Genomic DNA, 13,575 nt, shown 5'->3' with positions numbered 1-13,575 from the left:
GGCCCCTTCTGCCTTGCCCTGACACCCGGCTACTATTCTTTGCCACTGTGGGTCAGGATTGCACGGGCAATGTTGGCCGTATAGCTGTTGATTCTTCTCAGGAAGTCCATGAGATCCAGATGGATTTCACTACTTTGGACGGACTCCTCAACGGCTTTTGATATGCGCTCGAAGTGCGCCTGCCGATAGTCCCCTTCGAGGGCGACATACCTTTCCTGCTTCTGCTCCATTTTGCGAGCCATCTTCAGGCTGGACTCGGTAAATGTTTCCAGGCTCCTTGCGACCTGCTTGAGCATTTTCAGGTGATAGGCTCTTACTTCCTCACCCCCGGATTTTGAGAACTCAATTCCTCCGGTCGCCATTTTCCTGGCAAGAGGGCGAAGCTCCTTGTCGATGATGTCTGCGACATGCTCGTACTGCTTCGTTACATGCATCATGAGGTAGACCTCTTCGGCCTGATGCTCGCTGATCTTCTGCTTTCCAATGTCGATCAGATACTCACTGATCGCCGCATCCAGATCGTCGATTTCCTCTTCGAACTCATGAAGCCGATCGCAGACCCCAAGGTCATTGGTGAAGAACGGTTCGATCGAAAGCTCTGCCATGGTCTTTACCTTTTCCCCCATGCGCAGGATCTCTACCTTCGCCAGGTTCAGGGCCAGGGCGGGTTTGTCGAGCATTGAACGATCCAGATGTCGAGCACGATAGCGGTGAGTGGGAATCTCCTTTTTCTCCGGCATGAGTCGGAAGATCACCTTTGCAAAGACGGTCGTGAAGGGCAGAAAGATCAGGGCAAGACCGACATTGAAAACCGTGTGAGCGTTGGCAATCTGGCGGGGAATGTACCGTGCCATAGCTTCCGCATCGCCAAGGGCGACATGACCGCCGGGCGAGAGCTTCTCCACGAAGGCGGCCAGAGCCGTGATAAACGGGAACATCAAGGCTACTCCCGAAACCTTGAAGAGGGTGTGCGCAATCGCAACTCGCTTTGCCTCGCGCCCGGTGTTCAGGCTTGCAAGAGCTGCGGTAACACAGGTTCCGATATTGGCGCCAAAGATCAGGGGAATGCCCGCAGTCAGGCTGAGAAAGCCCTGTTGCGCCAGCACGATGATGATCCCCGTAAACGCAGAACTACTCTGGATCAGGGCCGTAAATGCCGTTCCAACCAGGATTCCAAGAACGGGATTCTCAAGATTCGCCAGGAGGTCCAGGAACGGTTGGTAGCTTCTCAGGGGAGCCATGGATTTGCTCATGACACTCATCCCGAAAAAGAGCATTCCAAAGCCGAGAGCCACCGCGCCTATGTTCCTCAGTTTTTCCTTCTTCGAAAGCACCCTCAGCCCGAAGCCAATGCCGATCATCAAAAGCGCATAATCCGTAAGCCTGAAGGCAACCAGTTGGGCGGTGATCGTTGTGCCAATATCTGCGCCTAGAATCACCCCGAGAGTCTGGGCAAAGGTCATCAGCTGGGCCTGCACAAAGCTGACCAGCATGACCGTTGTTGCACTACTGCTCTGGATCAACATGGTGACGAAGGCTCCAACACCCAGACCGACGAAACGGTTCTTCGTCAAGGCACCCAGAATCGAGCGCATCCGGCTTCCCGCGCTCCTCTGCATGGACTTGCTCATCATCTCCATGCCGAAGAGGAAGAGCCCCAGACCGCCGAGAAGCCCGAAGATCATGAAAAGGACCCAACTCTTCTTTCGAACAGGAATGTGGTAGGTGATCCTTGCGCTATCGCCGGGCTGTCCTTCTATCAGTGCCTGAATCAGGCTCTTGCCGGGGCTTGTACCCGCACAAAAATCCAGATGCGCAACCCCGGACCTGGCGCTGTGGACAACTCCCAGCAAACGCTCTTCGGGTGACATCTCGTAGAATGTGACAGGGATTCCCTCGATGGCTTTCCCACTATCATCTCTTACGAGCGCCTTCAGGGAAAGGGTTTCTCCCACGAAAACGGTGCTTCGGTCCCCGGAAATCCGTTGCTCGTTATCATTCGTGGGGTGGGACAGATGAAGCCCGGTGGCTTGCGCCGCAAGCAAGGGCAAGGCCCATGCGACGACGAGAATCATGGCTAGTAGTAGGGATCTCCGCAAAACTGTACCTTTCAAGGAGCCTTCTGTGCTCTGTAGATTCCAAATCCGGGAGAAGTTAGTTCTTCAACTCCACCCGGTCCCTATACTCATCGAGAGCTTCCGGGTTGAGCAGTGCTTCGATGTTCTGCGCCGGGCGACCATGAACAGCATTGCGCACTGCGATCTCACTGATCTTCCCGCTTCGGGTTCTCGGGATGTCAGAGACCTGTGCGATGACACGCGGCACATGGCGAGGCGTGGCATTGTCCCGAAGCTGTTTGCGGATCTTCTCCCTAAGATCCTCGTCGAGGGTCGCCCCTTCGCGAAGTTTCACAAAGAGAACCACACGCTGGTCGCCGTCGGCATCCTGGCCCACAACGATCGACTCCTCAATTATATCAAGTTTCTCCACCTGTCGATAGATTTCCGCAGTGCCGATTCGAACTCCCCCTGGATTCAGGGTCGCATCACTGCGCCCGTGAATCACCATGCCATTGGATTCCGTAAGCGTGGCCCAGTCGCCATGACACCAGATATCGTCGAAACGCTCGAAATAGGCGGCCCGGTAGCGGGAACCGTCGGGATCGTTCCAGAAACTCACCGGCATGGAAGGAGCGGGAGCCGTGCAAACCAGTTCTCCGGCTTCTCCCCGAATGGTCGCACCGCTCGCATCCAGAACATCCACCTTCATGCCCAGGCCCCGGCACTGCAGTTCACCACGATGCACGGGAAGAACCGGGCAACCCAGGGCAAAGCAGGACACGATGTCCGTGCCCCCGGAAATGGAAGCCAACTGCAGATCTTCCTTGATGGATCCATAGACATAGTCGAAGCCTTCGGGCGATAGAGGAGAACCCGTAGACAGAATTGCGCGCAAGTCGCCGAGTTTGTGGGTTCTGGCAGGCGCGACTCCTGCCTTCTGACAGGCATCCAGATACTTTGCGCTGGTTCCGAAGAAGTGCAGTCGCTCGTCGCTGGCAAAATCCCAAAGCGCCTCGGGCCCGGGATAAAAGGGATTGCCATCGAACAATACCACCGTGGCACCGCTGGCCAAGCCTGTCACTAGCCAGTTCCACATCATCCAGCCCGTGGTCGTAAAGTAAAACAGACGATCGCCGGGGCCGACATCCGTGTGCAGTTGGTGTTCCTTCAGGTGTTGGAGAAGAGTCCCGCCCGCACCATGGGTCATGCATTTCGGTTTCCCGGTGGTGCCAGAACTGAAAAGAATGTAGAGCGGGTGCTCAAAGGGAAAGCGCGGAAAGTCCGGCTCCCCGACTCCCTCGCCCCGTGCTCTAAACTGCTCGTAAGATTCGGTGTTTGCGAAAGCTGAGAAGTCCGGTTCCTGTTCCACATAGGAAACCACCAGGGTCTTTTCCACCGTGGGCAAGCCCTCGAGAATCCCCGCCAGTTTCTCCTTCGTGGAATAGACACGGTCCTTGAAGAGATAGGCATCGGCCACGATCAGGAACTTCGGCTCCACCTGGCCGAAACGATCCACCACGCCATCCACTCCGAAGTCCGGAGATGCGGAACTCCAGATTCCGCCCAGACTGGAAACTGCGAGCATGGCCGTGATCGCTTCCGGGATGTTGGGAATGAAGGCAGCAACACGATCGCCGGCCTGAAGCCCCGCCTCGCGAAAAGAGAATTGCAGGGCGGCCACTTCGCTTCGAAGCTCACGAAAGGAAATCTCACGGCGAAAACCGTCTTCCCTCCTGAAGATCACAGCGGGATCATCGTCGTTTCGCTGAAGAAGATTCTCGGCAAAATTGAGTCGGGCCTCGGGAAACCACTTTGCTCCGGGCATGCGGTCGCCATCTTCCAGCACCCGGTCGCCCGGCTCCCCGACCACTCCGCAAAAGTCCCAGCACTCTCTCCAGAAATCCTCCGGGGAATCCACTGACCACTGCCAGAGCGAGTCATAGTCGCTGTGGGCAGTCTTTTGCATGAAGTCGTGAAGCCTGCTTGTCTTCTTCGGGTCTGGTTTCCAGAGGATCACGCTGTCTCCCTCAGTCCACGGGTTCCAGTTTCAGGGTCCGAGTATCGGCCAGAGGACTGCGATCGGGCAAGCCCGGAGCAAGCATTTTCATCACGCTTTCGGCGGTCGCGCGGTAGGTGGTGAGCTTTCCTCCATAGATGCTGAGAAGATTGACGGGAGCCAGGGTTTTAAGAATGGCATCGCGGCTTCTGGCAAAGGGGCGTTTCGCATCATGGGGCAAGACCCGAAGCCCCGCAAAAGAGGCAACCACATCCTTTCTCGAACAGGTTTTGGAAGGGAAGAAACGGGCATGGCTTTCCAGAAGGTAGTCAAGTTCTGCGTCCAGGGGGAAGGTCGCCGCAGGGTCGGTGTTCCATGGCGTTTCCGTTGTGCCAAGAAGAATGTTCCCCCGCCAGGGAATGGTGAAGATTGCTCGACCGTCTTCCGCTTCGACATAGTAAGAACCTTTTTCCAACTGTCCGGGCAAGACCAGATGGCTTCCCTGCACGAGTTCCACCTTCAGGACCTCGTGCGCGGGCTTGATCTTCTCCAGCACACGGTTTACCCAGGGACCCGCCGCATTGACCAGTGCCTTGCAGCGCAACTCGCGGGGCTGATCGCCTTCCCGTATCGACAGGATCCACTGTCCATGATGGCAGCGAGCCTTCTCCAAAGGAGTAGACAGGAGAAGTTCTGCGCCCATGGATTGCGCAGAGGCCATGATCGCGCGCGTGAGGGCTGCGTCATCGGTCTGTGCGTCCCGGTAGCGGAAGACGGCCTTCAGCTTCTTCTCGTTCAAGCCATCCAGGTTCCGCCACTCTCTTCGTGGCAGTTTCTCAAAACGGTTCTCCTCCAACATTCCCCCAAGCGCAGCATAGAGCGAAAGCCCCGCGCGGATCTTCAGGGGGCCTCGATTCATGGGCTGGTAAACGGGAATGTGAAAAGGCATGAGTCGAACAAGGTTGGGAGCAAGTTTCAGAAGAAGCGCCCGTTCGCGGAGGCTCTCGCGCACCAGGGAAAACTGTCGGGTTTCCAGATAACGCAGCCCCCCGTGAATCAGTTTGCTCGAACGGCTGGAACTGCCCTGAGCGAGACTCGGATACTGTTCCAGAACCAGTGTCTGGTAGCCGGAAGCTGCGGCGGCCTGCGCCACGCCGGCACCCTGAATGCCGCCGCCAATGATGACCAGATCGTATTCACTCGCCATGCGCGCTTCCTTCCAGAAGTTCGCCAATGCAGTTGCTCTCTACATAATGAAAGCCCCGGGCCATCCATCCCTGCAGTTCTTCTCGCTTGTCCACGCAATAGACCGCCCATTTCCATGGCCCCGGCCAGGGCTGAAAATCTGCGTCCAGTTTTGCGCGGTCAATGAAGAGCTCATCCGGGGCAAGCGACTCGGCGAGCGTGCGGCACTGCAGGTTTTCCAGCACCCAGCCGATTTGATCGAAGCCCCGGGAGCGCGCGAGAGCGAGCAGATCGTGGTCGAAGGTAATCAGGCTGAAGCGACCCCGGATTGGCTGGAGATCCACGGCCAGTCGCTCGAGAACCTCTTCCCGGGTGAAATGATCGAGAACCTCCCGCTTGAGTTCCACAAAGGAAAAGACATCGGGATTGCCGGCGAGCCAGCGAGCGGTGTCGTCGAGCCGGGGGATTCTTTCTGAAGCAAAGCGTTCACCGAAACGAAGCGGCTCCCCGGCACTCAACTTGGCAAGTTCCTCCCAGGCCTGCTCTGCGATCGCAGCGCTTCCATTGCTGCACCTCTGCAGATCGGCATCGTGAAACAGGACCGGCACGCCATCGGCGCTGAATTGAATGTCGAACTCCAGAAAGCGGGCCCCCGCCGAGACGGCAGCCTCAAGAGAGACACGCGTGTTCTCGGGGTATCGCTTTGGATCGCCGCGGTGGGCAACAAGGTGGTCTGCGTCCATGGTTTCCTCGATATGACGCCGGGAGTATGTCCGCTTAGAAGGGGAAGGGAAAGGCTTTCCTTTTCGCAAAAGGAGACCCTGTGCTAGGGTTTCCCCATGAGAGATACCCTCTTCATCGCAAACCCCGTGGCCGGTCGCGGTCTGGGCGGAAAACGAAGCCGGGAACTTCGGAAGCTCCTGTCCTCGCAAGACCTGGACTACGAACTTCACATGACGACGGCCCCGGGCGATGCACGAAGGGTCGCGGAAGCAGAAGCCGCGAACTACTCCCGCATCGTGGCTCTCGGGGGTGACGGTACCATTCAGGAAGTCGCCAACGGTCTCGTACGCGCCCGGATGGATGCAGCGACCCCCCATCCCTCACCCTTTGCCAGTCTTGGAATCCTGCCGGCGGGAACCGGCAATGATCTGGTCAAGGCTCTCGGCATTCCCAGAAAACTTGAGCAATCGCTGGAGAGACTTCTTCAGGCCAAGGAAAAGCCTCTGGACATCGGGCGACTTCGTTACCGCATTGCTGACGACACGGTTGAGCGCGAACGGATCTTCACCAACAACATGGGCCTGGGCTTCGAAGGCCAGATCGTGCGCGTGGCGGAGGCGATCCGCCTGCCTCTTCGCGGCCAGGCTCTCTACGGCTATGCCCTTGTGAAGATGCTGCCCAGGCTTTGTCGCCCTCAGATGACCCTGACTTTCAGTGATGAAAAGATCGAAGGCGAGTTTCTCCTGCTCAGCGTGGGGAACGGCCATAGCTGCGGTGGCGGCTTTCTCCTGACCCCGGACGCCTCTCCCCATGACGGGCAACTGGACTTTTGTCTTCTGGACGCACAAACTCCCGCGCGCGTTCTTCGTTTTCTGCCAAAGGCCATGAAGGGGAAACACATTGATGTCGAAGGGGTGCGTATGCGTCGTGCGCCGTCCCTGCAGGTTGACATTCCCGAAGGCACCTTCGCCCACGCCGACGGGGAACTGCTCAGCGAGCGATGCACCCGGATGAACATTGAAATCCTGCCGGGATTCCTGCCGGTTCTTGTATAAAGGAGCACGATGAGTCTCGATGAACTTCGCAAACGAATCGCAGATCTTGACGAGAGTATTCTGGATCTCGTGAGCGAGCGCATGGAAGTAGCGCGCGAGGTCGGTGAAATCAAGAGCCGGGAAGAAGTTCCCATTCGCAATTACCCGGTAGAAGCCCGGGTGATGGAGCGCTTCCTTGAGGGAAGCTCCCGGCGGGGTATCGAAGCGGAGTTGGGAAGCGGCCTTGCCTCTCTTCTTATTGATCAGGCAGTGCGCCTGCAGTCCGGCTACCGCGACATGAGTTTCAAAAAGGGAAGCGGACGCGTTCTGGTGGCAGGCGGGAAGGGGAAGATGGGCCGCTGGCTCTGCGATTTCTTTCACGCCCAGGGATATCAGGTCGAAGTCTGCGATCCCGGTCCCGGTGAATCGGAGTATCCGCTTCGCGATGACTTTGCAGAGGCAGCTTCGAGGGCAGATCTCGTGATTCTGTCTGTTCCTATTCTGGAGATCGAGTCCATGCTCCAGTCTCTGGATCCCGAGCATCATGATTGCCTGATTCTGGACATTTCCAGTCTCAAGACTCCGATTAAAGAGCCTCTGCGCGATGCCGCTTCGCGCGGACTGCGTGTGGCTTCGATTCACCCCATGTTCGGACCGGATGCTGTTCACCTGATCGGACTCAACATCGTCTTCTGCGACTGCGGAAATGCGCTGGCGCTTGCTGAAGCCAAACAGCTCTTCGTGGATCTCGGGGCGAATCTGGTGGAACTCAGCTTGGAGGAACATGACCGTCGCATTGGCTATGTTCTCGGGCTTGCCCACCTGGTAAACATACTCTTCTTCCGCACTCTGTCCGCCAGTGGTCTCGACTACGGAGAACTGGGACAGGTGGCATCGACCACTTTCCAGAAACAGATCGAGTCGGCCCGCGATGTGGCGCGGGAGAACCCCGGTCTCTATTTCGAGATCCAGTGCCACAATGCCGAAACGCCGACGATCGCGGACAACCTGCGCAACGCCCTCGAGGAATTGCTGGAGTCGGTTGCTTCCGGCGATCTTACCCGATTCGAAAAGCTCATGGAATCGGGACGCGACTTCTTCCTTGCGCGACCGCCCTTGCGCTAGTCAATTCACGGCAGGACTGCCCACGCGCCGGACAGCTCCCCGTCCGCAAAGCGCGTCATGCCGTCTGTTTTTCCGGCACGGCTTCTGCAATCCCCCTGCGCCTCTTCCCTCATACCCTATTTGCCGGGAGGCGAAATGCGAAAGTTACTCTTTCTTTGTCTGGTTCTGGCGGTCTCAGCCGGAGCACAAGTCGCCGAGGACAGCAACTGGTCCCACGTGAAGTCCCTGTATCAAGCGGGACAGCCTTCAGAAGTTCAGTTTAGCGAAACGGGCGACCTTGGCCCGTCTTCACCCACCCTTACCCCTCTGCCCGAGCAAGCCAGTCGATTTGCCTGGTCCCTGATCCAAAGGGCGAAACAGGAGTATCCCGATCTTGAGATCTGGAGGGATTCCGCATTTCTCGAACTCGAAGCACTGGGCGATCGCGGGATTTTCGGAGATGCCTGGGCCAAGATCAAATCCTGGCTTCAGGAACATGTCCAGCTTGCCTTTGGCGCCGGAATTGGACTTCAGTTTTCAGGCGACGATGGTGGTTGCATTATCATCATGTGGATTCCCCCCAACACTCTGATCATCCTTCCCTGTTGACCTTGAGGATTCCATGAAACTGCTGAACCTGATTCTACTGTGCGTGCTTTTCCTTGCGTGGCTCCCCCTTTCCGGGGGGGCCACGCCCCTCACCCTGACCTGGGCTCCGGGAAAACCAAAGCTGGATTCAGACTCCGGAGAGCGCTTGTTACAGTCCCTGCAAAGACTGTCAGATGCTTGGAAGTCCGGCGAAGCGGACTCCCTCTGGAGCTTGCTGGATCGAGGCCGTGGTCAAATGCTCTGGAAGGCATTGGCCTCCGACACCTGCCGTTACTCGCCGATCTTCGATGGCATGGGAGACGGCTCCTACCGCGAATGGCAGGAATCTCTCTGGCTGGAGGGAAAGAACCTCACCTTTGCGATGAGCGACACTCCTTCACTCGCAGAGAACAAGAGCCTCTTCGAGAGCCGTTCTCACTTTTCAACTCTTGTTTCTCTGGGGAGCTTCGATCCATTTTCCGTCTGGGGAAACGAAGAGAAACACAGCGATCACCCTTTCCTTGACCGGGTTCTTGTCCTCAGCGTTCTTAGTCCCCTCGGTCCGCCTGGAGACTTTGCCGTGAAGGAGGAGCCGCGAAGCTCCTGTTCCCTCATTCCCGGACTCCCGACCTTTTCCCTTGGCAATGGAGAAAGTCGGGATCAAGTATCTTCGCGACTGGATTCCCTTTTGCGCGAGCACCCGAGACTGAAAAAGGTGGGTTGGCTGAAGAGGATCCTGATACGGAAGTCATTGAGGAAGGCCGCGCTGGAGTTGCGTGATCGGGAGATGATCTGGCAGAAGTACCGGGAAAGACAGTCCCGGGGAGAGGCCTGCCTCTCGGGACACAGTGTTCTGCGGCTTGTCTATCTGAGAGAGGGTTCCGTGTCTGCAAAGTGGCGACTGTCCATGATTCTCCACACGGGAATCAATGACGGAACAGCCCTGGATCTTTCCCGCGAGCCGGGGTACCGGAAGTTCAGGAAAAGCCTTGATCTCTAGAGTTCCAGGCGATCGCCATGCTCGCGAAGCCAGCGTCTCTGCTTCCTGTAAGCGGGAAGCACGCTCTCGACCAGATTCCAGAATGCGGAAGAATGGTTTGGTTCCTCCAGGTGGCACAGCTCGTGAACCACCACATAGTCGAGAACCTCCGGGGGAGCCATTACCAGCTTCCAGTTGAAGTTGACCGAGCCTTCCGACGAACAGCTGCCCCAGCGGCTGCGGTTGTCCCGTTGCGTGATGCGCTTCGGGTGTAGCCCCGTTATCTCGGCCCAGTGGCGGGTTCTTTCCAGCAGAACCTTTCTGGCGAGTCTGCGCAACCAGGCTCGCAGGACATCTCCCGCTTCCGCCTGTTCCGGCAGCCTGAGGACGAGGGTCCCTCCAGCGGCACTTACCTGGGCACGCTTCCTTGAGGACTCCCGCTCCACCCTCAGGCTCCAGTCTACTCCCAGCAATCGCAGGGTCTCGCCACTTTCAAACTTCATGGGAGGATTTTCCTGAAGCCAGGCCTCCCGCTCCCGGAGACCCTTGCGAATCCAGTTTTCCTCTTCGCGAAGCAAGGCTTCGATATCACGGAGAGGAAAGCGGCGGGGCGTCCTCACAAGAAGACCTTCCCGGGGCCGCAAATACAGGGAAACACTGCGGCGCCCGCGACGACGCTCCAGTTGGTAAGGGATATCCCTTCCATCCAGACGAAAGGTCCCGCTTCTTCGATCCACACTCATTTCTGCACCCTGACACAGCCGGGCTTTACCTTCCATGAAAAGAGACTCCTTTGCTTCTTTCGTCTTCCCTCTCCTGAATGATGTCAGGAGGCCATTCCTCTTGACCGCAGGGAAAGACAGGGCCAAGCTCCCGGGAGGGGGTTACCATGAAACAAGCTTTGCTATTTCTCTGCATCGCGCTTTCCGCACAGGCGACAGACTGGGCCGCTCGCGGAGACAGCATGGTGACAGAGTTCGACAACCGGGCAGCCTATGACTGTTTTCTCCAGGCCAGAGAAACGGACTCCGGACTGGACCTTCTCGGCCGCCTGACGCGATCCTGCCTGGATGTGGGAGAGGATCTGGATTCCGAAGAGTCCGAAGAATGGTATCTGCGCGGTCGCCGCTATGCGAAAGAAATCCAGAAGCTCTATCCGGATGAGGGTCTGGGCTTCTACTACGATGCCGTGGCGGCGGGGAGGATCGCTCTTTTTCGCGGAGGGAAGAAGAAGGTCACTCTCGGACTGGAAGTCCGCACCCTGATTGATCGTTCTCTGGAACTGGACGACCAGAATCCCGAGGCCTGGCTCACTCGCGGGGTCTATCACTATGAGATGGCAACCCTGAACCCGGTCCTCCGGCTCTTTGCAAAGCTGCTCTACGGAGGAGTGCCCAAGTCTGACCTCCCGACCGCTCTTGCAGACATGATAGAGTCCGTTCGACTGCGCCCTGCCTTCATCAATGCGCACCTGAAGCTCGCAAAAGCAAACTATGCCCTGAAGGACTACGAGTCCTGTCTCGCAGAATGCAGGCTCGTGGAGGAGCTACCGGTGGACGACCATCTTGACCCGGCACACAAGAGTTCGGCGAAAGCGCTGGCGGCAAAGGCGGAGAAGAAGCTCTAGGAAATCAGTTCGCTCAGGATTTCCGAAGCCTTGCCCTGAAGGCTGTGGTGGTAGAGCGGGGAGAGCGGTGTCTCCTCAAGATTGATCTCGATGGTCGTCGCCCCAGCCTGCATGGCAATCAGGGGCAACTCTGCCGCCGGGTAGACCGAAGCTGAAGTGCCGACGCTGAGCAGACAGTCGCAGTCGCTGATGGCGCGAACCGCCGATTCGAGCAAGGAAGAATCCAGAAGATCCTCAAACCAGACAATGTCCGGGCGTAGAATGCGGCCACAGTCGCAATGACGCGTGGAATATTGGGGGCTTGCCAGGTCTTCGCGAACCTTGCCACAGGGATCGCAACGAAGCCGCCACAGGCTCCCGTGCAGTTCCAGAACCCTGCCTGCGCCCGCTCTTTGCTGAAGTCCGTCGATGTTCTGGGTCAGGATAAGGGAAGAAGAACTCCCGGAAGCAAAGCGGGCGATCCTCCGGTGCGCATCATTCGGCTCGCAAGACAGGGCCACGCTTCGCCGCTCTTCATGAAAGTCCAGCACCTTGCCGGGATCGCGCTCGAAGGCCGACTGACAGGCATAGTCCCGATAGTCATAGGAGTCCCAAATGCCGCCGCTCCCGCGATAGGTGGGCACTCCACTTTCTGCGCTCAGGCCCGCTCCGGTGAAAAAAACAACTCGCGAGTATTCCCGGAGCGAGAGGCTCATGGCAGTAGATCTGGTGGATTCTTCTCGGGCCGACGCCAGCGCCAGTGCCAAGGCTCCCAGACGATTCCGCTTCCCGAATGTTCGGCGTAGCTCTCCGTAAAGCCGAAGTCCTCGCCATGCGCCCTCAGCCAATGGTAGGCCGGGTTGGATTTGTAGTTTCCGCCAAGAGAGAGGTCGATCGTGGTTCCCAGCATGTGTTCTGAATAGCCGGGGGGCGCCACACTGCGTGCGATATTCCGAAAACTGCGACCCTGCGCGAGCCGCTTCTCGACAATCTTCGTCTGTGTGTGTGAACTCCGGTAGCCGGAATTGACCACAAGATAGACTCCATCGCGATAGGCCTTGAAGGCCATTGTAATGAAATACTCCCAGGCATCTTCCCGAAGATAGATCGGGCGGCCTTTCTCGCAGAGGATGGAAGGAAGTCGTCGCAGGTCCCGGGGGCGAGGATCGCCCAGATTCCCCAGTCGAAGCCCTCGCCACCAATCAGGCACCGGAAAGTCCTTCCCGGCAAGTTGAACCGTGTCCGGCCAAGCCTGTATCGTGTCGGGAGCGTCCATGGCAAGAAGCGCCAGGGGAAGAAACAGTGCTGTCATGAACCAGCGAAGCAAGAGATCCCTCTCGTGAAATGCCCGTGGAAGAAAGCTAGATTCCGAAGACCCTGTGTAACAGAATCAGAAGACGATTTCAATGTGCCCGGGGGGCTATAATTTGGAGAAAATACAGCCGGGGGAATCCGGATGAGACAGACCCGCAGAAACAAGCTCAATAATTCCATCAAGGCGGGACTGTTCACCGCACTCGCCCTTGCGCTCTGGATTCTGCTTTACCGGAATCTCGCAAGCTTGGCATCCCTGCTTACCGCCGTAATCCCGGGACTAAACCCCCACTCGAAACTCGCTCATGCGATTGGCTTTTTCGTTTACGAAACTCCACAAGTGCTGATGCTGCTCCTGCTCGTGGTCTTTGCCGCGCTCTAACAAGAATGCTTGCTTCAATAGCCGCCCTGCTCCACAATTGCGTACGAAATCAGTGAGGTCGGCATGGAATGTTACAAAGAATACCCGCGAAGCGTCGGGATCCTGACCGGGATCACTTCTCTGGTCTATCTCCTTGCAGGTCTCTCCCTGCTTTTGAACATCAGCAAGATTGCCGCGATTGCTTTCTTCCTGCTCTACCTGGGCGTTCAACTCGTCTACTATCCCGCGAAAGCCTGCAGGAACTGCTACTATCGGGGGCGAAACTGCATCTCGCTCAAGGGACGCTGGTGTCAGTTCCTGATGGACCCGGGCAATGAATCCGACTTCCCCGCAGGGATGCGGAAGGCCAGAAAAGCTCTCTACCTGCTATGGCTCTTTCCTTTTCTCATTCTCATTCTTGCGCAACTGTTCTGGAGACCCCTCAGGCTCGACGACCTGATTCTCGCAGCCATGCTCATCGCTCTCTCCCTGATGCGACAGCTCATGCGTCGGCATCTGGGTTGTCGGGTCTGCATGATGCGCGAGAACTGCCCCAACCCCGGCGCCGATCCCCGAAGGCCCGTGAGCATCACCCACTCTCCCGCCGGATCAAAGCCCTGAGGAG

The 13,575-nt window shown here is 57.5% G+C and carries 14 protein-coding genes; 7 read left to right on the top strand and 7 right to left on the bottom strand.

Annotated features, from left to right (window positions below; translation table 11 throughout):
- Nucleotides 1-32: 32 nt before the first annotated feature.
- From QGH30_07475 to QGH30_07460, 4 genes are all read right to left on the bottom strand, one after another.
- Entirely contained in the window at nt 33-2,075 is a 2,043-nt protein-coding gene (locus QGH30_07475) for a Na/Pi cotransporter family protein (protein ID MDP7022174.1), read from the bottom strand.
- A 79-nt stretch (nt 2,076-2,154) separates the two neighbouring features.
- Complete coding sequence (locus tag QGH30_07470; GenBank protein MDP7022173.1) at nt 2,155-4,077, bottom strand: acetoacetate--CoA ligase; 1,923 nt, start codon at nt 4,075-4,077, stop codon at nt 2,155-2,157.
- A 10-nt stretch (nt 4,078-4,087) separates the two neighbouring features.
- Entirely contained in the window at nt 4,088-5,263 is a 1,176-nt protein-coding gene (locus QGH30_07465) for a glycerol-3-phosphate dehydrogenase/oxidase (GenBank protein MDP7022172.1), read from the bottom strand.
- The gene (locus tag QGH30_07460) at nt 5,253-5,984 is read right to left on the bottom strand and encodes a glycerophosphodiester phosphodiesterase family protein (GenBank protein MDP7022171.1); all 732 of its coding nucleotides are present in this window, start codon (nt 5,982-5,984) and stop codon (nt 5,253-5,255) included. The genes QGH30_07465 and QGH30_07460 overlap by 11 nt, the downstream gene beginning before the upstream one ends.
- A gap of 96 nt (nt 5,985-6,080) precedes the next feature.
- Here QGH30_07460 and QGH30_07455 point away from each other — a divergent pair, with 96 nt between their 5' ends.
- The 4 genes from QGH30_07455 (at nt 6,081) to QGH30_07440 (ending at nt 9,690) form a co-directional block, all read left to right on the top strand.
- The gene (locus QGH30_07455; protein ID MDP7022170.1) at nt 6,081-7,019 is read left to right on the top strand and encodes a diacylglycerol kinase family lipid kinase; all 939 of its coding nucleotides are present in this window, start codon (nt 6,081-6,083) and stop codon (nt 7,017-7,019) included.
- Nucleotides 7,020-7,028: 9 nt separating this feature from the next.
- Complete coding sequence (locus QGH30_07450) at nt 7,029-8,123, top strand: bifunctional chorismate mutase/prephenate dehydrogenase (GenBank protein ID MDP7022169.1); 1,095 nt, start codon at nt 7,029-7,031, stop codon at nt 8,121-8,123.
- Nucleotides 8,124-8,258: 135 nt separating this feature from the next.
- Nucleotides 8,259-8,711, top strand: coding sequence for a hypothetical protein (locus QGH30_07445; GenBank protein ID MDP7022168.1), 453 nt, complete (start codon nt 8,259-8,261; stop codon nt 8,709-8,711).
- Between the two features lie 13 nt (nt 8,712-8,724).
- Nucleotides 8,725-9,690 (top strand): hypothetical protein, encoded by a 966-nt coding sequence (locus tag QGH30_07440; GenBank protein MDP7022167.1) that lies wholly within the window; start codon nt 8,725-8,727, stop codon nt 9,688-9,690.
- Here QGH30_07440 and QGH30_07435 read toward each other — a convergent pair.
- A complete protein-coding gene (locus QGH30_07435; protein ID MDP7022166.1) occupies nt 9,687-10,448 on the bottom strand; it encodes a SprT family zinc-dependent metalloprotease in 762 nt (253 codons plus the stop codon). The two genes, QGH30_07440 and QGH30_07435, sit on opposite strands and share 4 nt — an antisense overlap.
- A 110-nt stretch (nt 10,449-10,558) precedes the next feature.
- Here QGH30_07435 and QGH30_07430 point away from each other — a divergent pair, with 110 nt between their 5' ends.
- Nucleotides 10,559-11,296: a hypothetical protein gene (locus QGH30_07430; protein MDP7022165.1), complete on the top strand. Its 738-nt coding sequence runs from the start codon at nt 10,559-10,561 to the stop codon at nt 11,294-11,296.
- Here the strand turns inward: QGH30_07430 and QGH30_07425 are convergent.
- Nucleotides 11,293-11,991, bottom strand: coding sequence for an NAD-dependent deacylase (locus QGH30_07425; GenBank protein ID MDP7022164.1), 699 nt, complete (start codon nt 11,989-11,991; stop codon nt 11,293-11,295). The genes QGH30_07430 and QGH30_07425 overlap by 4 nt on opposite strands.
- A complete protein-coding gene (locus tag QGH30_07420; GenBank protein ID MDP7022163.1) occupies nt 11,988-12,587 on the bottom strand; it encodes a M15 family metallopeptidase in 600 nt (199 codons plus the stop codon). The genes QGH30_07425 and QGH30_07420 overlap by 4 nt, the downstream gene beginning before the upstream one ends.
- A 144-nt stretch (nt 12,588-12,731) precedes the next feature.
- Here QGH30_07420 and QGH30_07415 point away from each other — a divergent pair, with 144 nt between their 5' ends.
- Both QGH30_07415 and QGH30_07410 read left to right on the top strand, forming a co-directional pair.
- Nucleotides 12,732-12,971 carry a hypothetical protein gene (locus QGH30_07415; protein ID MDP7022162.1) on the top strand — a complete coding sequence of 80 codons (240 nt, stop codon included), beginning with the start codon at nt 12,732-12,734 and terminating at the stop codon, nt 12,969-12,971.
- Nucleotides 12,972-13,034: 63 nt separating this feature from the next.
- A complete protein-coding gene (locus QGH30_07410) occupies nt 13,035-13,571 on the top strand; it encodes a hypothetical protein (GenBank protein MDP7022161.1) in 537 nt (178 codons plus the stop codon).
- Nucleotides 13,572-13,575 lie beyond the last annotated feature (4 nt).

This window comes from Candidatus Krumholzibacteriia bacterium (assembly GCA_030748535.1).
Lineage (GTDB): Bacteria > Krumholzibacteriota > Krumholzibacteriia > JACNKJ01 > JACNKJ01 > JASMLU01.
The sequence above is the reverse complement of the archived record's forward strand: the minus strand, read 5'-3'. Positions and strand labels throughout refer to the sequence as shown.